General features: G+C 65.1%; 16 protein-coding genes. 8 read left to right on the top strand and 8 right to left on the bottom strand.

From position 1 onward, the window contains the following. Window positions 1–20: 20 nt before the first annotated feature. The 5 genes from AC2EBU_RS15920 to AC2EBU_RS15900 all read right to left on the bottom strand — a co-directional run bounded on the left by AC2EBU_RS15920 (window position 21) and on the right by AC2EBU_RS15900 (window position 5,730). Entirely contained in the window at window positions 21–1,073 is a 1,053-nt protein-coding gene (locus AC2EBU_RS15920) for an SPFH domain-containing protein (RefSeq protein WP_484611429.1), read from the bottom strand. Window positions 1,074–1,187: 114 nt separating this feature from the next. Then, a complete protein-coding gene (gene mrdA / locus AC2EBU_RS15915) occupies window positions 1,188–3,158 on the bottom strand; it encodes a penicillin-binding protein 2 (RefSeq protein WP_484611428.1) in 1,971 nt (656 codons plus the stop codon). A gap of 8 nt (window positions 3,159–3,166) precedes the next feature. Continuing rightward, a complete protein-coding gene (mreD, locus tag AC2EBU_RS15910; RefSeq protein WP_484611427.1) occupies window positions 3,167–3,697 on the bottom strand; it encodes a rod shape-determining protein MreD in 531 nt (176 codons plus the stop codon). Between the two features lie 10 nt (window positions 3,698–3,707). Next, window positions 3,708–4,619, bottom strand: a complete 912-nt coding sequence (gene mreC, locus AC2EBU_RS15905; RefSeq protein ID WP_484611426.1) for a rod shape-determining protein MreC — start codon at window positions 4,617–4,619, stop codon at window positions 3,708–3,710. 67 nt (window positions 4,620–4,686) lie between these two features. Beyond that, a complete protein-coding gene (locus AC2EBU_RS15900; protein ID WP_484611425.1) occupies window positions 4,687–5,730 on the bottom strand; it encodes a rod shape-determining protein in 1,044 nt (347 codons plus the stop codon). Between the two features lie 202 nt (window positions 5,731–5,932). Between AC2EBU_RS15900 and gatC the strand changes: the two genes are divergently transcribed. From gatC to gatB, 3 genes are read left to right on the top strand one after another with little or no spacing between them, the layout of a single operon-like run. Next, entirely contained in the window at window positions 5,933–6,232 is a 300-nt protein-coding gene (gene gatC / locus AC2EBU_RS15895; RefSeq protein ID WP_484611507.1) for an Asp-tRNA(Asn)/Glu-tRNA(Gln) amidotransferase subunit GatC, read from the top strand. Window positions 6,233–6,242: 10 nt separating this feature from the next. Continuing rightward, window positions 6,243–7,706 carry an Asp-tRNA(Asn)/Glu-tRNA(Gln) amidotransferase subunit GatA gene (gene gatA, locus AC2EBU_RS15890; RefSeq protein WP_484611424.1) on the top strand — a complete coding sequence of 488 codons (1,464 nt, stop codon included), beginning with the start codon at window positions 6,243–6,245 and terminating at the stop codon, window positions 7,704–7,706. A 1-nt stretch (window position 7,707) separates the two neighbouring features. Next, a complete protein-coding gene (gene gatB, locus AC2EBU_RS15885; protein WP_484611423.1) occupies window positions 7,708–9,150 on the top strand; it encodes an Asp-tRNA(Asn)/Glu-tRNA(Gln) amidotransferase subunit GatB in 1,443 nt (480 codons plus the stop codon). Between the two features lie 15 nt (window positions 9,151–9,165). Here gatB and AC2EBU_RS15880 read toward each other — a convergent pair whose 3' ends face one another. Together AC2EBU_RS15880 and pyrE are read right to left on the bottom strand one after the other, a co-directional pair. Then, window positions 9,166–9,795 carry a DUF4124 domain-containing protein gene (locus AC2EBU_RS15880; protein ID WP_484611422.1) on the bottom strand — a complete coding sequence of 210 codons (630 nt, stop codon included), beginning with the start codon at window positions 9,793–9,795 and terminating at the stop codon, window positions 9,166–9,168. A 50-nt stretch (window positions 9,796–9,845) separates the two neighbouring features. After that, window positions 9,846–10,535 carry an orotate phosphoribosyltransferase gene (pyrE, locus tag AC2EBU_RS15875; protein ID WP_484611421.1) on the bottom strand — a complete coding sequence of 230 codons (690 nt, stop codon included), beginning with the start codon at window positions 10,533–10,535 and terminating at the stop codon, window positions 9,846–9,848. 10 nt (window positions 10,536–10,545) lie between these two features. Here pyrE and AC2EBU_RS15870 point away from each other — a divergent pair, with 10 nt between their 5' ends. After that, on the top strand, window positions 10,546–11,334 hold the full coding sequence (locus tag AC2EBU_RS15870; protein ID WP_484611420.1) for an exodeoxyribonuclease III: 789 nt from the start codon (window positions 10,546–10,548) through the stop codon (window positions 11,332–11,334). Between the two features lie 19 nt (window positions 11,335–11,353). Here AC2EBU_RS15870 and glnE read toward each other — a convergent pair whose 3' ends face one another. Continuing rightward, window positions 11,354–14,143: a bifunctional [glutamate--ammonia ligase]-adenylyl-L-tyrosine phosphorylase/[glutamate--ammonia-ligase] adenylyltransferase gene (glnE, locus tag AC2EBU_RS15865; protein ID WP_484611419.1), complete on the bottom strand. Its 2,790-nt coding sequence runs from the start codon at window positions 14,141–14,143 to the stop codon at window positions 11,354–11,356. 25 nt (window positions 14,144–14,168) lie between these two features. On the opposite strand from glnE, the gene AC2EBU_RS15860 reads away from it, so the two are divergent. From AC2EBU_RS15860 to AC2EBU_RS15845, 4 genes are read left to right on the top strand one after another with little or no spacing between them, the layout of a single operon-like run. Continuing rightward, window positions 14,169–18,257 (top strand): YhdP family protein, encoded by a 4,089-nt coding sequence (locus AC2EBU_RS15860; protein ID WP_484611418.1) that lies wholly within the window; start codon window positions 14,169–14,171, stop codon window positions 18,255–18,257. After that, window positions 18,254–19,075 (top strand): carbon-nitrogen hydrolase family protein, encoded by an 822-nt coding sequence (locus AC2EBU_RS15855; protein ID WP_484611417.1) that lies wholly within the window; start codon window positions 18,254–18,256, stop codon window positions 19,073–19,075. Before AC2EBU_RS15860 ends, AC2EBU_RS15855 begins: the two co-directional genes overlap by 4 nt. Then, window positions 19,033–21,135, top strand: coding sequence for a two-component system sensor histidine kinase NtrB (locus AC2EBU_RS15850; protein WP_484611416.1), 2,103 nt, complete (start codon window positions 19,033–19,035; stop codon window positions 21,133–21,135). The genes AC2EBU_RS15855 and AC2EBU_RS15850 overlap by 43 nt, the downstream gene beginning before the upstream one ends. 42 nt (window positions 21,136–21,177) lie before the next feature. After that, window positions 21,178–21,825, top strand: a complete 648-nt coding sequence (locus AC2EBU_RS15845; RefSeq protein ID WP_484611415.1) for a response regulator transcription factor — start codon at window positions 21,178–21,180, stop codon at window positions 21,823–21,825. Window positions 21,826–21,838 lie beyond the last annotated feature (13 nt).

The following is a 21,838-nucleotide window of genomic DNA, read 5'->3' as shown; positions in this document are numbered from 1 at the left end:
ACAGGATCGAACGGCAGACTTCAGACCAGCTTTTTCAGCAGCTCTGCCTTTTTGGCGTCGAACTCTTCCTGGGTCAGGATGCCCTTGGCCTTGAGATCGCCCAGCTTCTCCAGCGTCGCCATGATGTCTTCGGGCTTGACGCCGGCCGCAGGCGCTGCGCCAGCGGCCGCCGCACCGGCGGGGTTGCCCTGCAGGCCGGCCGCCAGGTTCTGCGCCAGCACCTGGCCCAGCGCCACGCCGGCGCCCAGGCCCATGGCGTCGCCGGCAATGCCGCTGCCGCCGCCACCGCCCGCCGCGCCCTCGGCGAATTTCGGAATCGCCTGCGCGGTCTGGTACTGCATGAACTTGCCCATGTCGTTGCCGACCATGCCCATGCCGATCTTCTGGTCCAGCACCTTCTGCAGCTCTTCGGGCAGCGACACGCTCTGCACCGTCATGGCTTCGAGCGTGAGGCCGATCTTCTCGAACGCCGGCGTCAGGTCGGCGGCCAGCGCCTGCGCAAACTGGATCTGGTTGGCCGCCAGGTCCAGGAACGGAATGCCGCTGGAGGCGATGGCGCTGCTGATGTGCTGCAGCACCAGGCCGCGCAGCTGGCCGTCCAGGTCGGCGGTGGTGTAGGTCTCGCGCGTGCCCGAAATTTCGGTGTGGAACAACTTGGGGTCCGCCACGCGGTAGCTGTAGTTGCCGAAGGCGCGCAGGCGCACGGCGCCGAAATCCTTGTCGCGGATGGTGACCGGCTGGGGTGTGCCCCATTTCTGGTCCACCTGCTGGCGGGTGCTGAAGAAGTAGACGTCGCTCTTGAAGGGCGACTCGAACAGCTTGTCCCAGTTCTTCAGGTAGGTCAGCACCGGCAGGGTCTGGGTGCTGAGCTTGTACATGCCTGGGCCGAACACGTCGGCCACCTGGCCTTCATTGACGAACACCGCCATCTGCGACTCGCGCACGGTGAGCGAGGCGCCGTGCTGGATTTCCATCTCCGCCATCGGGAATCGCCACGCGAGCGTGCCGTCGCCGGACTCCGTCCACTGGATGATGTCAATGAACTGTTTCTTGATGAAGTCCATCAGGGCCATGGTGTCAGCTCCTTCGCAGTGCAGTCAGGCAATCATGATACCCCCGGCGTGTGTCGCCGGGCGGTTTTTCGGGCCGGGGCAGATGCCGTGGGGGGGCCGCGCACCGCGCAGGCTTCAGCGGCGCACCGACAGTGACGCCGACTCGGGGGGCGCCACCGTGATCTCGTCGGCCATGCGGGGTTTGCCCAGCGGCGCGGCCGCCTGGCCTTTCTGGACGGCGGCGACGTCTTCGATACTGGGATACTGCCGCAGCAGCCAGTAGTCGAACACGCGGCGGACAATAGGCGCCGCATGGGCCGCGCCGAAGCCGGCGTTCTCGACCACGGCGGCCACGGCAATGCGCGGCTTGTCGGCCGGCGCGAAGGCCATGTACAGCGAGTGGTCGCGTTGGTGCTCTTCCAGTTTGGCCGCGTTGTATTTCTCTTTTTGCCCGATGGTGACCGCCTGCGCGGTACCGGTTTTGCCGCCCGACAGGTATCCGGCCCCGGCAAAAACGCGGGCTGCGGTGCCTTCCTGAGTCACGCCGACCAGCGCTTTGCGAATCACCTCGACATGTTCCGGACGGTAGCCCAGGTCCACTGGCTCGACGCCGGGCAAGGATTGCTGTTGCCGCGATACCGCATCCTGCGTGGCGATCACCAGTCGTGGCTGGTAGCGGCGCCCGCCGTTGGCGAGGGTTGCCGTCGCCTGAGCCAGCTGCAGCATGGTGAAGGTGTTGTAGCCCTGGCCGATACCCAGCGAAATCGTTTCACCGCCATACCATTTCTTCTGTTCGGGCCGGCGGTAGGTCTTGCGCTTCCATTCGGTGCTGGGTAGGACCCCGCGCACTTCCCCTTGCAGGTCTATTCCGGTGAGTTGCCCGAAGCCCAGCGGCTTCATGAAGTCGTGCATCGCATCGACGCCGAGTTCGTTGGCCAGGGTGTAGTAGTACACGTTGCTCGACAGCACGATGCTGCGGTGCAGGTCCACCGCGCCCAGGCCATGGTCGCCGTGGCTGCGGAACACATGGCCGCCGAACGCCCAGGAGCCGGAGTCATTGATGATGGTGCCGGGTGTCCGTTTGCCGCTTTGCAGGGCCGCCATGGCCATGAACGGCTTGTAGGTGGAGCCTGGCGGATAGGTGCCGCGCAGCGCCCGGTTGAGCAGGGGCTTGTCGATGGATTCGTTGAGCGCCTGCCAGTTCTCGGAGTCGATCCCGTCGACGAACAGGTTGGGGTCGAAGGTGGGTTTGCTCACCAGGGCCAGCACCTCGCCCGATTCGGGGTCCAGGGCCACCAGCGCCCCCCGCCGCTCGCCAAACAGCTCTTCCACCATTTGTTGCAGCTTGATGTCCAGCGAAAGCACCACCGCGTTGCCCGGTGTCGCCGGCGCACTGGCCAGCCGGCGCACGGCCCGCCCGCCCGCAGAAGTTTCGATCTGCTCCACCCCGGTCTGGCCGTGCAATTGCGCTTCGTAGTTCTGTTCGATGCCCAGTTTGCCGATGTATTCGGTTCCGCGGTAGTTGGCCGCGTCGTCCGACTCTTCGATGCGCTCCTTCTCCGCCGGGTTGATGCGGCCGATGTAGCCGATCGCGTGACTGGCCACCGGCCCGAACGGGTAGTTGCGGAACAGCCGCGCCTTGATGTCCACACCGGGAAAGCGGTAACGCTGCGCGGCGAAACGGGCGACTTCGGTGTCGGTCAGCCGGGTGCGTATCGGCAGGGATTCGAAGCTCTTGGATTCGCTTTGCAGCTTGCGAAAGCGCCGCCGGTCCCGCGCCTGGATATCGATCACCTTGGCCAGCTCATCGATCGTCTGCTCCAGATTCATGGTGCGAGACGGCGTGATTTCCAGGGTGTAGGCAGAGTAGTTGGTGGCCAGCACCACGCCATTGCGATCCAGGATCAGTCCCCGGTTGGGCACGATGGGCACGACGGCCGTGCGGTTGCTTTCGGCCTGCTCGTCCAGATCGTCATGGCGCACGATCTGCAGATAGACCAGACGGGCGGCGACAAGACTGAAGGCCACAAGCACCATGGCGGTGAACACCAGCACCCGTAGCCGGAACCGCGAAATCTCGGCTTCGACGTTGCGTAGTTCGGTCATGGGCGCGCTCAGAGCGGACGGTTGTCGTCCGGATCGGGCGACCGGCGCTGGGGTGCCAGCAGCAAGATGCTGACCACCGGCCACAACAAGCCCTCCAGCAGGGGTGCGAACACGACGGCCCAGCCGGGGAAAAAGCCACCGGTGATCATCCGCACCAGCAACTCGATCAGGTGTGCGGCCGCAAACAGGGGCATCACCTGAATCGCCTGCGATGGCACCGGGAACCACAGCAGCCGGCGATGAATGGTGATGGCCAGGTAGCACAGCCCGGTATAGGCCAGCGCGTTCTGCCCGAGCAGGCTGGCCTGATGCACGTCCATGCACAGGCCGAAGAAGAACGCAGCACCCACGCCCACCCGAAGCGGCTGGTGGACCCCCCAGAACACCAGCACCACGGCCAGCAGGTCAGGGACCCAGGCCGGGCGACCGCCACCACCGATGTTGATCAGCATGTTGACCAGCAGAGCCACCAGCAGGCTGCTCCAGATGAATAGCGGGTTGGCCGGCAACAGCAGTTGCTGGCCGGGGCGCATGATCATGCTGCCGCCCTCATTTGCGTGCGCCCTTGCCCGCCGGTGTCGCGGGCACGTCCGGCAGCGGTGCCGGCGGCACCACGGGTTTGAGAACCAGCACATGCCGGCTGCCCGCCATCAGCGCGGTCGGGGCGCAGATGATGCGGGCAAAGGGAGAATCGGCACGGCGCTCGACTTTGACGATGGTGGCAACTGCCAGACCCGCCGGATACACGCCGTCGACCCCGCTGGTGGTCAACAGGTCGCCGGCCTGGACGTCGGCACTCGCCGGCGTGAAGCGCAATTCCAGCGAACCGCCGGCCGTTTGCGGATCTCCATAGGCGACGCCGCGCGCCCCGGTTCGGGTGTTCAGGATGGGGATGGCCTGGTCGCGGTCGGACAGCAGTGTCACCTCGCTGACCAGCGGGTAGACCCGTGTGACCTGACCGATGACGCCGCGTTCGTCGATGACCGGTGCACCGGCCGTGATGCCGTGTGTCATGCCGCGGTCGATGATCACCCGTCGCGCATGGGGGTCTGCCGCGTCGTACAGCACTTCGGCCGTCTGGCTGTCCAGACTGGCGGTCGGACGCAAGTCGAGTAACGCGCGCAGGCGCCGGTTTTCCAGGACCAGCTGCTCGACCTGTTGCGCCCGGCGTCCCTGTTCGACCAGCTGCCGCTGAACCCGGTCCTTGTCGGCGAGCGCGCCCTGCAGGCCGGAAAAATACTCGGCACCGTGTCGCGCGGCCTGGACCGGTTGGAGGATCAGCCATTGCAGCGGATAGATGACGACGGAGACGGCGGCCCGGACGGGCTGCGAGATGCGCAGCCGGGTATCGGCAACCATCAGAAAGACGGCCAGGGCGCTGAAAAAAACCAGGCGGGACAGGGCCGAAGGCCCCTGCTTGAAGAAGGGAGGCGGGGTCCGGTCCAGTGTTCCCAGTGGCATGGTTCAGGAATCCGGGGTGCGGCAGGTGGACCGGGCGGGGGAGGCACCGCGCGGTCCGGATGCGGCATCACTCGCTGGTGAAGATGCTGCCCAGGCGCTCCATCCGCTCCAGTGCCAGGCCACAGCCGCGCACCACGCAGGTCAGGGGCTCTTCGGCCACCAGGACTGGCAGGCCGGTTTCTTCCGCCAGCAACCGGTCCAGGTCGCGCAGCAAGGCGCCACCACCGGTCAGCATCATGCCGCGTTCGGCGATGTCGGCGCCCAGCTCAGGCGGCGTGTGCTCCAGCGCGGTTTTGACGGCTGAGACGATGTGGTTGAGCGGGTCGGTCAGGGCTTCGAGGATTTCGTTGCTGGAAATCGTGAAACTGCGCGGCACACCTTCGGACAGGTTGCGGCCCTTCACTTCCATTTCCTTGACTTCGGAGCCAGGGAACGCCGAGCCGATGCTTTTCTTGATGGCCTCGGCCGTGGGCTCGCCGATCAGCATGCCGTAGTTGCGGCGGATGTAGTTGATGATGGCGTCGTCGAACCGGTCGCCGCCCACCCGCACGCTGCCTTTGTAGACCATGCCGCCCAGCGAGATCACCCCCACTTCGGTGGTGCCGCCACCGATGTCCACGACCATGGAGCCGGAGGCTTCGGACACTGGCAGGCCGGCGCCAATGGCGGCCGCCATGGGTTCTTCGATCAGGTAGACCTCGGACGCCCCGGCACCCAGGGCCGATTCGCGGATGGCGCGCCGTTCCACCTGCGTGGAGCCGCAGGGCACACAGATGATGATGCGCGGGCTGGGCTTGAGCACGCCGCGCGGATGCACCATCTTGATGAACTGCTTGAGCATCTGTTCGGTCACGGTGAAGTCGGCGATGACGCCGTCCTTCATCGGGCGGATCGCCTCGATGTTGCCGGGCACCTTGCCCAGCATGGCCTTGGCTTCATGGCCGACGGCCTGAATGGTCTTTTTGCCCTGGGGGCCACCCTCCTGGCGGATGGCAACGACCGATGGCTCATCGAGGACAATGCCTTTGTCCCGTACGTAAATCAGGGTGTTGGCCGTTCCGAGGTCAATGGCCAGGTCGGTGGAGAAATACCGACGAAAAGCTTCAAACATGCAGCATCCTATCGGGCATGAGCGGCGCATCGGCCGGTTATCGCCCGCAACTTCTATTCTTGACGACGTCGTTTACCCAGCACACGGACAGCTTCCGAAGCCGGGACATAAACGCGTGATAATAACTGATCCCCTGTCGCTCCTTTGGGCTGTTTCCTCCAGAAACAGCGACTTTTCGCGTTCTTTCTTACCTGTCGCCACCATGTCCCTGACCCTCCAGGAAATCGATCGCATTGCCCATCTGGCCCGCCTTGAATTGAAGGCCGAAGAAAGTGAGCGCATGCTCACAAATATCAATGGTTTTTTTGGCATTGTGGAGGCGATGCGCGTCGTCAACACCGATGGCATCGAACCGCTGGCGCATCCGGTGGCTGCATTTCAAGAGGTTCAGCTGCGCTTGCGCGAAGATCAGGTGACCGAACCGGATCAGCGCGAAGCCAACCAGCGCAGCGCGCCCGCGGTGGAGCGGGGCCTGTTCCTGGTGCCCAAGGTCATCGAGTGAGGGCGCCGTCATGACGCAACTGCACGATCTGACCGTGGCGGAACTTGCGGAGCGCCTGCGCGCGCGCGAGGTGTCCGCCGAAGAAACCGCGCGCCACTTTCTGGCCCGTTCAAATGCCTACGCCGGGCTGGGCGCCTACCTGGCCATGGACGAGGGGGTGACCCTCGCGCAGGCCCGCGCGGCCGACGCCCGTCTGGCCGCGGGCACCGGCGGCGCGCTGGAGGGTGTGCCGATCGCCCACAAGGACATTTTTGTCACCAAAGACTTTCCCAGCACCGCCGGTTCGCGCATGCTGGCAGGTTACCAGTCACCTTTTGATAGCACTGTAGTACGCAATCTCGCTGGGAACGGCATGGTTTCGCTGGGGAAACTCAATTGCGACGAGTTCGCCATGGGTTCGGCCAACGAAAACTCGGCCTACGGTCCGGTGCGCAATCCCTGGGACCTGACCCGGGTGCCCGGTGGCTCCTCCGGTGGCAGCGCGGCGGCGGTGGCGGCGCGGCTCACGCCGGCCGCGACCGGCACCGACACCGGCGGCTCCATCCGGCAGCCGGCGGGGTTTTGTGGCATCACCGGCATCAAACCGACATACGGACGGGCATCCCGCTACGGCATGATCGCTTTCGCCTCCAGCCTGGACCAGGCCGGCCCGATGGCGCGAACGGCCGAAGACTGCGCCCTGCTGCTATCGGCGATGTGCGGCCCGGATCCGGACCGCGATTCGACGTCGCTGGATCTCCCCGCCGAGGACTTCACCCGCACGCTGAATGACGGTCTGGACGGTCTGCGCATCGGGGTCCCTCGCGAGTTTTTCGGAGACGGTCTGGCTGCCGATGTGCGGGCGGCCATCGACAGCGCACTGAGGCAATACGAACAGCTCGGGGCGCGGCTGGTCGAGATATCGTTGCCCCGCACCGAGTTGTCCATTCCCGTCTACTACATCATCGCGCCGGCCGAGGCGAGTTCCAACCTGAGCCGTTTCGACGGCGTCAAGTTCGGCCACCGGGCCCGCGACTACACCGATCTGGCCGACATGTACCGCAAGACGCGCGCCGAAGGCTTCGGCGATGAGGTCAAGCGCCGCATCATGATCGGCACCTATGTGCTCAGCCATGGTTATTACGACGCGTATTACCTGCAGGCGCAGAAGATCCGCCGCATGATTGCCGACGATTTCCAGCAGGCCTTTGCGGTCTGCGATGTGATCGCCGGCCCGGTGGCGCCCACGGTCGCCTGGCACCTCGGCGACCACGGCAGCGATCCGCTGGCCGACTACCTGGCCGACATCTTCACGCTGCCGGCTTCCCTGGCCGGACTGCCTGGCATGTGTGTGCCGGCCGGCTTCGGCGAAGGGGGCATGCCGGTGGGCCTGCAGCTGATCGGCAACTATTTCCAGGAAGCGCGGCTGCTGAACGCCGCCCATCGCCTGCAACAGGCCACCGACTGGCACACCCGCAAGCCGGAGGGCTTCTGACATGAGCACACTCATTCACGGTTACGAGGTGGTGATCGGTTTCGAAACCCACGCCCAGCTGTCCACACAAAGCAAGATTTTCAGCCGGGCCGCCACCGCCTTCGGGGCCGAGCCCAACACCCAGGCCTGCGCGGTTGATCTGGCCCTGCCCGGCACGTTGCCGGTGATGAACCGGGGCGCCGTCGAGCGCGCGATCGAGTTCGGACTCGCCATCGGCGCGCACGTGGCACCACGCAGCATTTTTGCCCGCAAGAACTATTTCTATCCCGATCTGCCCAAGGGCTACCAGATCAGCCAGTTCGAAATCCCGGTGGTACAAGGCGGTGCCATCGAGTTCTACCTGGGCGACGAGAAGAAGAGCGTGCGCCTGGTGCGTGCGCACCTGGAAGAAGACGCAGGCAAATCGCTGCATGAAGACTTCATCGGCCAGTCGGGGATTGACCTGAACCGCGCCGGAACGCCACTGCTGGAAATCGTGACCGAGCCCGACATGCGCTCCAGCGCCGAGGCGGTGGCCTATGCGAAGGAGTTGCACAAGATCGTGACCTGGATCGGCATCTGTGACGGCAACATGCAGGAAGGCTCCTTCCGCTGCGACGCCAATGTCTCGGTACGCAAGCCTGGTGCGCCCCTGGGCACGCGGCGCGAAATCAAGAACCTGAACAGTTTCCGGTTCATGCAGCAGGCGATCGACTACGAGATCCGCTGGCAGATCGAACAGATCGAAGACGGTCACGCGATCCAGCAGGCCACGGTGCTGTTCAATCCCGACACCGGCGAGACGCGCGCCATGCGCACCAAGGAAGACTCGGCCGACTACCGCTATTTCCCGGACCCCGACCTGCCACCGCTGGTGATTGCTCCGGAATGGATCGCCCAGGTGCGGGAGCGCATGCCGGAGCTGCCCCGTGCGATGGCCGCGCGGTTTGTGGCCGACTACGGTCTGCCCGAGTACGACGCCAGCACCCTGACGCAGAGCAAGGCCATGGCCGGCTATTTCGAGGCCGCTGCCCGCGCCTGCGGCCAACCCAAACTCGCCAGCAACTGGATCATGGGCGAGGTGTCCCGGCGACTGAATGCCGGTGAAACGGGCATCGAGCAGGCGCCGGTGTCGGCGGCCCAGCTGGCCGCGCTGATCGGACGGATCGCTGACGGCACGGTGAGCAACAACGCGGCGCGGCAGGTGTTCGATGCCCTGTGGAATGGCGAAGGTGCGGATGTCGACGGCGTGATTGACGCCAAGGGGCTGCGGCAGATGAACGACAGCGGCGCGCTGGACCAGATCATCGACGAGGTCCTGGCCGCCAATGCCGACAACGTGGCCCAGTTCAAGGCCGGCAAGGAAAAAGCCTTCAACGCGCTGGTGGGTCAGGTCATGAAGGCCAGCAAGGGCAAGGCCAACCCGGCGCAGGTCAACGAGGCGTTGCGCAAGCGCCTGGTCTGACGCGCTGGCGCCGATCTATCGCATGGCGGCTGACGGCGTGGCGGTTTGCGCAGGGGCTGCCGCCAGCTGCCAGAGCTGACGCAGCTTGGCGAGCTCTTCGTCAAAGCGCCCGGCAATACGCCGCTTTTCTTGCTCCTGGTCGCTGATGAACCGCTGCTGCGCCTGCATGCTGTGGGTGTTCTCGTCCACCTGGCGCCGCAGCGTTGCTGGTGCCTTGGACGGATCCTTGATGTAAAACTCCATCTCGGTCTCCAGTTTTTTGCGCTGGGTCGTCAATTCAACAATGCGCCGTTGCGCGGCCGCAATGACTTCGTCAACCTGGCTGAAGGCAGCGACGCGCTCCCGATCATGGGTCTCTTTGTTCGGATATCGGATCAGCAAGGCACGATCCCGGCGCTTTTCTTCGGCCACCCGGGCACGTTCCTCCGCCTCGCGCCGTGCCCGCTCCTCCTGCGCCGCCAACTCCTGAGCCGTCGGCGGTGGTGTAATGCGGCGGCGCACGGTTCCGCTGGGGTTGAGCTGCTGTTGCTCGCGGTCATTGCACTCGGCAATCGGACGATCGGAGGTCAGGCGCCGTCCTTTGCCGTCGATACAGGTGTATATGCCTTGCTCGACCTGGGCCAGGGCCGCGGCTGAAACCGACATTCCGAGTGCAAAGGCGCGCAAGTGCATAGGTCTCATGGCCAGCCAGCCTGTCATTCGACGCCGTAGCGTTCCCGGTAGGTCGCAACCCTCTCATAGTAGGTCGAAAGCACGCTGTTTTCCTGTTTCGAGAGATACTGCAATAAATCGGCCAGACGCGCAATGGCACAGACCTGAAGCCCCAGGCGGTCCTGGACATACTGAACAGCACTCCAGGGCACGTCGGCACCACCTTCCGTTGCCTTTTCCTGCCGGTCCAGCGCGATGGCCACGGCCTGGGGGGTGCCCCCGGCGGCCTGAATCAAGGCGATGGATTCCCTGGCTGCTGTTCCGGCCGACATCACGTCGTCGATGATCAGAACCCGTCCCCGGACCGGCGCGCCCACCAGCGATCCGCCTTCGCCGTGGTCCTTGGCCTCCTTGCGGTTGTAGGCGATCGGCACGTTGCGACCCATGCGGGAGAGTTCAACAGCCACCACCGCCGCCAGCGGTATGCCCTTGTAGGCTGGCCCGAAGATCATGTCGAACTCGATGCCGCTGGCCACGATGGCACGTGCATAGAATCGGGCCAGCTCGCCCAGCTTGGCGCCGTCATCAAACAGGCCGGCATTGAAAAAATAGGGACTGAGGCGGCCCGCCTTGGTTCTGAATTCACCAAACCGAAGCACCCCGGAATCGACGGCAAACTGCACAAAAGCCTGTGCAAGTTCTCCCGACCGCCCGTGTGGGTCTTCTAACGTCATGAGGAAGCCCTTGTTCAAATTGACCAGTCTGAACCTGAACGGTATCCGATCCGCGACTTCCAAAGGTCTGGAACAATGGATCGACGAGGTTCGCCCCGATTGTATGGGCGTGCAGGAGATCAAGGCGCAGGCGCCCGATGTCCAGGGCCGCTTCGAACAATTGGCCGGGTTGCGGGGCTATTTTCACTTTGCCGAGAAAAAGGGGTATTCCGGCGTCGGTGTTTACACCCGTCGTGAACCCACGGACGTGGTCTACGGTTTCGATCCGGATGAGTTTGATTCGGAGGGGCGATGTATCGAACTGCGCTTCGACACGCACGTGCGGCGGTTCTCCGTCTTCAGCATCTACTTTCCCAGTGGCTCGTCGGGCCCCGATCGGCAAGATGCCAAGTACCGCTTTCTCGACCGCGTCTTCCCGTTCATTCAGCAACACCGCAACGCACGAGAACTGATCATCTGCAGCGACGTGAATATCGCCCACCAGGCGATCGACCTCAAAAACTGGAAGAGCAACCAGAAAAACAGCGGCTTTTTGCCCGATGAACGGGCCTGGATGGGGCGACTGCTGGACAGCGGGCTGGTCGATGTCTATCGGCATCTGGAGCCCGAGGCGACCGAGGCGTGCTACACGTGGTGGAGTAACCGTGGCCAGGCTTGGGCGAAGAACGTTGGCTGGCGCCTCGACTATCAGCTGGCCACCGCCTCAGTTGCGCAGCGCGCCCGGCGCGTGCACATCGAAAAAGCGCAGCGCTTTTCCGACCATGCCCCTTTGACCATCGAATACGACTGGGCCTTGTGATCGCCCGGACTCCGACCCCTTATCCGGGTGCTGGCCCCGGCTCGAATACCTGTGCCCAGAGCGCCTGAATTGCCTCACGCTGGGGTGCCGCCTGTTGCGGGTCGATCTGGGTGGGTGCCTCGTCCAGCCGGGCACGGTGCTGAAGTCGACGCAACTCGCGGTAGGCCTGGGCGGCTGCGAGACCCACACCGACCGGGAGCAAGCCAGCCATCTCTGCGCGGGCCAACAAGGCGATATTGCCCACGTTATCCGTCAAAGACGGGTGTTTTGCCCCGTGCAAGAGAACCAGGTATTGCACCGCGAATTCGGCGTCAACCATGGCACCGGGGCTGTGCTTGACATCAAACCGGTCTGCGGCAACCGGATGGGCTGCGCGCACGCGCTCGCGCATCGACACCACCTCGGCCTTGAGCGCTGAGGCGTCGCGGGGGGCGGTGATGACACTGGCGCGAACCGCGTCGAACTTCACCCGCAGCGCGGCGTTGCCCATCACGAAGCGGGCTCGCGTCATGGCCTGGTGCTCCCAGGTCCAGGCGGCATTGCTGCCCCTTTGCTGCTGGTAGTCCGCGTAGGCGGTAAAGCTGGTGACCAGGAGCCCAGAGTTGCCGTTGGGGCGCAGGGCGGTATCGATCTCGAACAGGTCGCCTTCACCCGTCTTGACCGTCAACCAGTTGATCATTTTGCGGACAAAAGCCGCATAGACTTCGGAAGCGCGTTCGTGGTCGTCGTCGAACACGAAAACGATGTCCAGATCGCTGCCATAGCCCAACTCTTTGCCACCGAGCTTGCCGTAGCCGATGATCCCGAACGAGGGGTGATCCCGGTGACGATTGCGCAGCCGGTCCCAGCACCAATCCGCTGTGACCTGCAAGACCGCGTCGGCCAGTGCGGAGAGGTCATCGGCGACCTGCTCGACGCTCAGCCGCCCCTCCACATCCCGGGCGAGAATTCGAAACACCTCGGCGTGATGGGCACGGCGCAGCAGATTCAGCAGGCTTTCATCGTCATCTTCGCCGGTGCGGCGCAGCGCGGTACGGCGCTGCTCCAGGTCCGAAAGGAACTCCGACGGAACAAAGCGCTCTGCCAGCAAGGCGTCGCTGGCCAGTTCGTCGATGACGCCCGGGTGTTTGAGCAGGTACCGGGCCGGCCAACGGGCCGCGCCCAGCATGTGGAGCAAGCGCTGGTGGACCGGGGGGCGTTCCAGCAGCAAAGCGAGATAACTCTCGCGGCGCATCAAGGGTTCGATCCAGTCCACCATACGTACAGCGGCGGTTTCGGGAACGGACTGCTCCTGTACCCACTGGGATGTCCGCAGAATCAGACGGATCAGTCGGGCACGCGCTTCATCGCGCAACACGTCAAGTCGCGGGTTCTGGCTCCACAAGCCTACCCGCTCGCGCAGCAAGGGCGAAAGCCGCTCCAGCAGGCTCTCCAGATCCGGAGGCGGTGCAGCGCGATTTTTGCCCTGACAGCCCTTGCATTCTTTCTCCCCCGCTCCGCCGAGCAGACGGTCAAACTCACAGGCAACCAACTCGCGATGGCTGTCGAGCTCCCCGAGAAACGCGCAACTGTCCGGAAACCCCATGGATCGGGCGATCCACAGAATATCGTCGTCCCTTGTTGGCAGCACATGGGTTTGCTGGTCGTCCAGGTACTGGATCCGGTGCTCGACGCGGCGAAGGAAGATATAGGCCCGTGCGAGCGCATCAGCCGTTTCCTGTGGCATCAGGCCTGCGCGCGCCACACGGTGCAGTGCATCCTGGGTCGGACGCGTGCGCAATTCGGGAAATTGTCCGCCACGGACGACCTGCAGCAGCTGGACGGTGAATTCGATCTCCCGAATCCCGCCCCGCGAAAGCTTTACATCGTTGGCCCGCTCCGGATGACCGGCACTCCGGCGGGCGGCATGGTCTCGAATCTGGCGGTGCAGCGTGCGCAGCGATTCGAAGACGTTGTAGTCCAGGTACCGACGAAAGACAAAGGGAAGCACAACGCCACCGAGACTGCGTGCCGATCCGCTGCGCAGGGCACTGTCAGGAGCAATGACACGGCTCTTGAGCCATGCAAACCGCTCCCATTCGCGACCTTGGACCAACAGATATTCTTCCAGCGCTCCCAGCGAAACGACACTGGGGCCGGAATTGCCGTTCGGACGAAGCGCAAGATCGACCCGAAAAACCTGACCGTGTTCGGTGACCTCGCCGACCAGCCCGTAGATGAGTTTGACAACCCGGGCGAAATACTCCTGGACGGAGATTCTTCCTCGGCCTTCCGGTGTGCCGGCAGTTTGCCCGTCTTCGTCGTAAACGTAGATCAGGTCGATGTCGCTGGAAACGTTCAGCTCGCGGGCGCCAAGCTTGCCCATCCCGATGACCCACAGATTGGCCCGTTGTCCGTCCGGGCGCAGCGGCGCACCATGACGGGTATCCAGCTCGGCGTAGGCCGCCTCGCAGGCCTGGTCCAGAGCAAATTCCGCCAGGTGGGTGACCGCACGCGTGATCAGGTCCAGTGGGGCCTGCTGCTCGCAATCGAGCACGATCAGGCGTTCCATGACCAACTGTCGAACGATGCGCAACGCTGCGCCGACCGGTAATCCCCTTTGCCGCAAGGTGTGAAACATCGCCGATATCGCAGCCTTGTCAGGCGGTCCCGCCGGCAACAGACTCAGGTCGGTTTCGTAACGGCGTCGGATTCTTTGCGCAAACCGCGAATGGGCGGCGGGGGCGAAGGACTGTGGGACATGATCGACCGGGCCGGAGGGGGTGCCGATGGTGAGCGCGGTCGATGTCAGTTCCACTTGCCCCGTCATAATTCCTTCCACACTCGCCTTTCCAATGCTTGAAACCGCACCTACCCCTGCGCGATGGCTGAAAGTGGTCACCGCGCTGGTGCGCGCCGCGACGTGGGCGCTGATTGCGACGGCGATGGTGCTGTCGTTGTTCTGGGGCGCCCTCCAAGGCTGGATTCTGCCAAGAATCGACAGTTATCGCCCGGCATTGCAGGTGATTGCCAGCGAGGTCCTGGGCATACCGGTTCAGATCGGCGCGCTGCGAGCCGGCTCAGGCGGGCTGGTTCCTTCGGTCGAAGTGGTGAACTTGCAGCTGCTCGATCCGCTCGGGCGCCCCGCATTGCAACTGCCCAGGATTCAGGTCGCCCTGTCGGTACAGTCGGTCCTGCGGCTCGGGTTTGACCAGTTGGTCCTGGACGGCCCCGAACTGGATGTCCGGCGGGACACTGAGGGACGCATCTTTCTTGCCGGCATCGATCCCTCCGGGGGAGGCGAAGATACGGGCCTCGCCGACTGGTTTCTGTCCCAGCGTGAAGTGGTTGTTCGTGGCGGACGCATCCGCTGGACCGATGAGTTGCGCGGGGCGGAACCGCTGGACCTCAGTGGTGTGGACCTGGTCATTCGCAATCGGGCTCGCCGGCATGAGTTGCGCCTGACGGCGTCACCCCCGGCCGGCTGGGGTGACCGGTTTACCCTGATCGGCCAGTTTCGTCGCCCGCTGTTGTCCCGGCAGGCCAGCAACCGGGCGGATTGGGATGGGCAAATCTTCGGCGAGTTCCCGAGGGCAGACATTTCACGCTTGCACCGGCATCTGACCCTGGATGTCCAGGTCCGACAGGGGTACGGCGCGGTCCGCTTCTGGGGGGATGTGGTTCAGGGACAGCTCACCGGCCTCGCCGCCGATCTGGCGCTGGCCCGTGCCACTGTGCAACTCGCGCCGGAACTGGATTCGCTGGCGCTGCAATCGGTCACCGGCCGGGTCGTCGGCCGGACCCTTGCGGGCGGGTTCGAGTTTCAGACCCGCAATCTGCAGTTCGAGACGTCGGATGGCCTGGTCTGGCCCGGCGGAAATGTGCATCTGGTCTATCAGGCCGGCGAGGGGAAAAAGCCCACATTGGGCGAGTTTCACGCCGACCGATTGGATCTGGCGGTCCTTGGTCAACTGGCCAGTCGGCTTCCGTTGGGAACGAGCACCCACGCCATGCTGGCAAAGCATCCCGCGTCGGGGGTACTGGAGAAGGTCGAGGCGCGTTGGCAAGGCCCCTGGGGTGCCTTGCAACGGTATGAGGTCCGTGTCAACGGCCGGGATCTGGAGCTGCGCGCCCGCGCGGCGGATTTTCGCGAAACCGGGGGCGTTCCTGCGCCGGGTTACCCCGGCTTTCGTGGGGCGCGGGTCGATCTGGTGTTGAACGAAGGGGGCGGGCAGATCCGATTCGATATTGCCAACGGGTGGGCCGAGTTTCCGGGCGTATTTGAAGAGCCTCGCCTCGCCTTCGACCGTCTTGACGTCCAGGCCAGCTGGAAGGTGCAGGGCGATGCGATCGCGGTCAACCAGGCCAGCGTCCGATTCGCGAACGCCGATGCGGAAGGTCAGGCCCGCGGCTCCTGGCGAACCAGCGATCCGGCGACTTCCTCCAGCCGATCCCGTTTTCCCGGAGTGCTGGACCTGCAGGGAACGATTGTCAGAGCCAAAGGCGCACGTGTGCATCGATATCTACCGCTGGGTATCCCGGCGGACGTTCGGCATTACGTCCGTGATGCGGTTGTCCAGGGAATGGCGAGCGACGTGGCCGTGCGCATCCGTGGCGACCTGTGGGATTTGCCGTATGCCGACCCGCGTCAGGGGGAGTTCCGTTTCGCCGGCAAGGTTCGCGACACCCACTTCGCCTTTGTGCCCCGATCCATCCAGCCGCGGGATCAACTGCCGTGGCCGCGTCTGACGGCTCTGGAGGGCGAGCTGGTGTTCGACCGACTGTCCATGGCGGTGCGGGGTGCCAGGGGCGCGATCGGTGGCGCGGACGGTTTGCGGCTGGTCCGTGCCGAAGCCCAGATCGCCGACCTCAGTCATGCCTCGACCGTGGTCGTAACCGCGGATGCCAGTGGCAGTGTGGATACCCTGCTGCGCACCCTGCGCAGCTCGCCCCTGTCAACAATGACTGGTGGGGTGCTTGACGATGCAACCGCGACAGGCGACGCCGACTACCGCCTTCGCCTGAGTCTTCCGCTGGCGGATCTGGACCGATCGCGCGTACAGGGCAGTGTCACGCTGCCCGGCAATGACGTGCAGATCAGCGCGGCAACGCCTCGCCTGGCGCGCCTGCGCGGACTGGTGACTTTCAGCGAATCCGGCTTCGCGCTGGTGGGGGCGCAAGCCCGCTTTCTGGGTGGGGAGGTTCGACTTGACGGAGGCACCCGACCGATTGTCGGCGGCGAGACCAGCGTCGTTATCCGCGCACAAGGCACGGCAACGGCCGAGGGTTTGCGACAGGCGGGCGGGGATCTGGCGTTTCTGTCGCGTCCGGCAGGGCTGCTGTCGGGCGGCACCTCCTACAGCGGTGTTCTCTCGCTCCGACGGGGGGTGCCTGAGCTGTCCATCAGCAGCAGTCTGCAGGGGCTGGCAATCAACCTGCCGGCGCCGCTGCAAAAACCTGCCGAGACCCAGCTGCCGCTCCGATTCGAGCGTCAGCTGGTCACCGAGAGCGTCCAACCCGGGGCGCGCGCCGGGACACTGCGCGACCAGATCGCACTGGACCTGGGCCGCGTGTTGCAGGTGCGTTATGTGCGCGACCTGTCGACGTCGCAGCCGCGTGTGCTCAGAGGGACGGTTCTTGTCGGCGCCGAATCCCCGGACCAGCCGGCCCTGCCCCCCGACGGGGTTTCCGCAACGATTCGGACGCCGGCTTTGCATGTCGACGCCTGGGAGCAGGCTGCGGCCGCCCTGACCGGCGAGGCGGCCAGCGGCCTCGACCGGAGTGAATGGCAGACCTACCTGCCGCAGCGGCTGTCGATCCGGACGGGAGAACTGGTGGTGGGCCATCGTCGACTGGACCGCGTGACCGTGGGCGCCAGCCGCGACGGCGCAACCTGGAAGGCCAATGTGGACTCTGCCCAGCTGGGCGGCTATCTGGAATACCGGCCGGCCGCAGGTGCGAACCCGGGTCGCGTCTTTGCGCGGCTGGCGCACCTGCGCCTGGAGTCCGGTACCGAGTTCGAGGTGGAGTCGCTGCTGGACCAACAGCCGCAGACGGTTCCCGGCCTGGACATCGTGGTGGACGAGCTTGAACTGCGAGGCATCAAGATGGGTCGGGTCGAGGTGGAAGCGGTCAACCGGAGCCTGGGTACAAGCCGCGAGTGGCTATTGAGCCGATTCAATATTTCCAACCCCGAGGCCCGCTTGCAGGCCTCCGGTCGGTGGGGCGTCCCGGCGGCCGCGCCAGTCGAGAGCTCGGCCCGGTCTGACCGAGCCCGCCGACGCACCGACATGCGTTTTGCCCTGGACATTACCGATGGCGGCGCCCTTCTGGCACGCCTGGGCATGCGGGACGTGGTCCGCCGCGCCTCCGGACGGCTGGAAGGCACGGTGGCCTGGAACGGTTCGCCGCTTGCTGTGCACTACCCCACGCTGAGCGGGCAGATGGCTGTGGCCGTACAGTCCGGGCAGTTTCTCAAGGCTGACCCGGGGGTTGCCAAACTGCTGGGCGTTCTGAGTCTGCAGGCCCTGCCGCGCCGCCTCACGCTGGACTTTCGCGATGTTTTCTCCGCCGGCTTTGCCTTCGACTTCATTCGTGGCGACGTCACCCTCGATTCCGGTATTGCCCGAACCAACAATATCCAGATGAAAGGCATCAATGCCGCCGTGCTTCTCGACGGAGAGGCCGACATCGCCCGGGAAACCCAGGATCTTCGGGTGCTGGTGGTTCCGGAAATCAACGCGGGTACCGCATCGCTGATTGCCACGGCCATCAATCCGGCCGTCGGGATCGGCTCGTTCCTGGCCCAACTGGTGCTGCGCCAGCCGCTGATCCGCGCCACGACCCAGGAGTTTCGTATCGATGGCACCTGGGCCGACCCTCGCGTCACCCGGGTCGTCGCAAACCCCTCCTCGACGCCAGCCAACCCGGAAGGAAAACCATGAAAGTTGCCGCCATTCAGATGGTCTCCAGCCCCCGTCTTGCCGACAACCTGGCCTGTGCGCGCCGTCTGCTCGACCAGGCCGCCGCGCAAGGGGCCGAACTGGCCGTATTGCCGGAGTATTTTTGCCTGATGGGCCACCGGGATGACGACAAGCTCGCGATCCGCGAACCGTACGGTGACGGGCCCATCCAGTCCTTTCTGGCCGAAGCCGCCCGCGAGAGAAGCCTGTGGATCGCCGGGGGCACACTTCCGCTGGAGGCATCCCCGGCACAGGATGGCCGGGTGCGCAACAGCCTGCTCGTCTATTCGCCAAATGGCGAGGTGGCCGCACGCTACGACAAGCTGCATCTGTTCCGGTTCGACAACGGGCGCGAGAGCTACGACGAAGCCCGTGTCCTGCAGCCGGGCGACCGGCCGACCCGTTTTGCCCTGCCGTCGCGGGACGGCTTCGTCTGGCAGATCGGACTAAGCGTCTGCTACGACCTGCGTTTCCCCGAGCTGTATCGCTGGTATGCCCGGGAAGGGGCCGATCTGCTGCTGGCCCCCAGTGCGTTTACCGATGTGACCGGACGCGCTCACTGGGAGCTGTTGCTGCGTACCCGCGCCGTCGAAAACCTGTGCTGGATGCTTGCGGCAGCGCAGGGCGGGCAGCACGAAAACGGTCGACGGACCTGGGGTCATTCGATGGCGGTTGATCCGTGGGGGCAGATCGTCGCCCAGCTCGACTCGGGCGAAGGTGTGGTCCTCGCCGACCTGGACCACAGCCGCCTGACCGAATGCCGCCAATCCCTTCCGGCCCTGGGGCATCGGCGACTGTGACGGGCGCTCCTGCGGCCCGATGGCCGGCATTGACCTGGAATCGCCGCTGGTCCCTCTGGGGTGCCCTGGTGGCGCTGGTGGGGGCGTTGCTGGCCACCCTGGTCTGGCTTGCCGGGCGCTACGAGATCAGCCAGTTCCAGAGCCGGCTTGATCGGGACGCGGCCGAGGCGGTCACCGACATCCGGACCGCCCTGACGCGCAATATTCAGGGCCTCCAGGCGCTGCAGACCGGGCCGGCGACACCGGTCCTGTGGAGCCTGGCCGCCGATGCGCTGTTGCGCCAGCACCGGGAACTGGTCCGTCTGGAATGGCGCGACGCCGATCTGACCGTCAGGGCGCATTCGGCATCACCGTACCGCAGCGACGTGTTTGACCGTCTCGGTCGGGCCAGTGCGTCCCAGGACGTGGCCCTGGCCTGCACTGCGGCGCGCAAGTTCAACGGACCCGCCTATTCCGCGAGCTACTTTGTCCCGATGTATGACGGGCTTGGCCTGGAGGTCATGGAGCTGTGCATGCCGCTGGGCGCCGGCGGTGGGGTTTCGGGTTACCTGGTGGCCACCTATTCGTTGCACCACATCCTGACCGAACTGATCGGCAAACAAGTTACCCGCAGCCAGGAGGTTTCCCTCACCGAAGCGGACGGCACCCGTCTGGCGATGCACGGCGGCGCGCGGCGTGGCAGCCGGGTCTTCACGGCCAACCACCTGCTGGATTTGCCCGGCAACACGATGGTTCTGCGGGTGGACGGCTGGCGCACGGCGCCCGACCTGTTTCCCAATCTCCTGACCGCATTGGTCACCGCCCTGTCCATCGCCCTGGTCAGTGTCCTGACCTTGCTGGCGCGTGACACCCGCAGGCGCTTGCGTGCCGAACGCGAATTGGCCGAGGCGCTGGCCTTTCGCAAGGCCATGGAGGATTCGCTGGTGACCGGCCTGCGCGCGCGGGACCTTCAGGGGCGGATCACCTACGTCAATCCGGCCTTCTGTGACATGGTCGGTTTTGCGGCGGAGGAATTGCTCGGCCGCAGTGCTCCCATGCCGTACTGGCCCCCGGAGATGGCCGACGAGTACCGGCAGCGTCAGGCCATTCGCCTGGCGGGCAACGCGCCCCCGCGGGAGGGCTTCGAGTCCGTTTTCATGCGCAAGGACGGAACCCGTTTCCCGGTGCTCATCATCGAGGCGCCGCTGATCGACGTGCTGGGCAAACAGGCCGGGTGGATGAGTGCCTTTCTGGACATCAGCGAGCAGCGGCGGGTCGAGGAGCTGTCACGCGCGTCGCAGGAGCGCCTGCAGGCCAGCGCCCGCCTGGCCACGGTGGGCGAAATGGCATCCCTGCTCAGCCACGAACTCAACCAGCCGCTGGCGGCGATCGCCAGTTATGCCACCGGTTCGCTCAATCTGCTGTCCGATGCCCACGGTGTACCGACGGCCCAGGCCCTGTCCGACCTGCGCATGGCGGTCGAGCGGATTGCCGGTCAGGCCGATCGCGCGGGCAAAGTCATCAACAGCGTGCACGACTTTGTGCGTCGCCGCGACCAGAGCCGGGAGGCCGTTTCCGCACAGGCCCTGTTCGATGCCATCGGCCCGCTGGTGAGTTTGCAGGCCCGCAAGCTCGGGGTTCGGCTGGAACGGGAAATCGAAGCGGATCTGCCTCCGGTCTGGTGTGATCGCACCATGGTCGAGCAAGTGCTGCTGAACCTGGTGCGCAATGGCATGCAGGCGATGGAGGCGGTAGCGCCGCAAGAACGCCTGTTGCGCCTGGCCGTGCGCGCCGTGCCCTCGCGTGCGCAGTGTCGGGGCCTCATGTTTTCGGTGGTGGACCACGGCACGGGCATCCCGGACGAAGTCGCCCGCCAGTTGTTCACGCCGTTTTTCACCACCAAAGCCGAAGGCATGGGGTTGGGGCTGAGCCTGTGCCGCACCGTGGTCGAACAGCACGGCGGTCAGCTGGAGTATCAGCCCAACCGTCCGCGGGGAACCGAATTCCGGTTCTCGCTGGCGGTCCCGCCGCAGCAACTTGCGGCGGGTTCAGAGGTCGACGCGGCCAGCCGGTCCGGGTAAGCGCCATGGTGCGCAGGCGATGCGCGCACCTAGAATGCGTCGATGCAACCGCAGAGCGCCGATACCGTTTTTATCGTCGATGACGACGGGGGCGTGCGCGAGGCCATGGCCTGGTTGCTGCGTTCGCGGCGCATCTTCAGCGAAGCGTTCGAAAGCGCCGAGCGGTTCGAGCAGCACTTGTCCGACCCGATGCTCGGGCTGCGTCCCGACGGCCTTCCGCCGCAGGCCTGTTGCCTGCTGCTGGACGTCCGCATGCCCGGCATGAGTGGCCTGGCATTGTTCGACCGGCTGCTCGAACGGGGCCTGGTGGCGGTCATGCCCGTCATTTTCCTTACCGGTCACGCCGATGTGCCCACGGCGGTAGATGCCGTCAAGCGCGGCGCCTTCGACTTCTGCGAGAAGCCGTTTTCCGACAACCAGCTGGTTGACCGGATCGAGCAGGCGCTGGCCCAGTCACGCGCCGCCCGCGAGGACCGCTCCCTGCAGTCGCGGCTGCGCCAGCGCCTGGCCGACCTGACCGACCGGGAACGCGACGTCATGAACCTGGTGGTCGAGGGCCTGCCCAACAAGCTGATTGCCGACCGGCTGGATATCAGCGTGCGCACGGTCGAAGTGCACCGCTCGCGGGTGTTCGACAAGATGGAAGTTCGCTCGGCCGTCGAGTTGGCCAATGTGCTACGTAAAGTGTAGCTGTAAACCACCA

This window comes from Curvibacter sp. T50, from assembly GCF_057219955.1.
The sequence above is the reverse complement of the archived record's forward strand: the minus strand, read 5'-3'. Positions and strand labels throughout refer to the sequence as shown.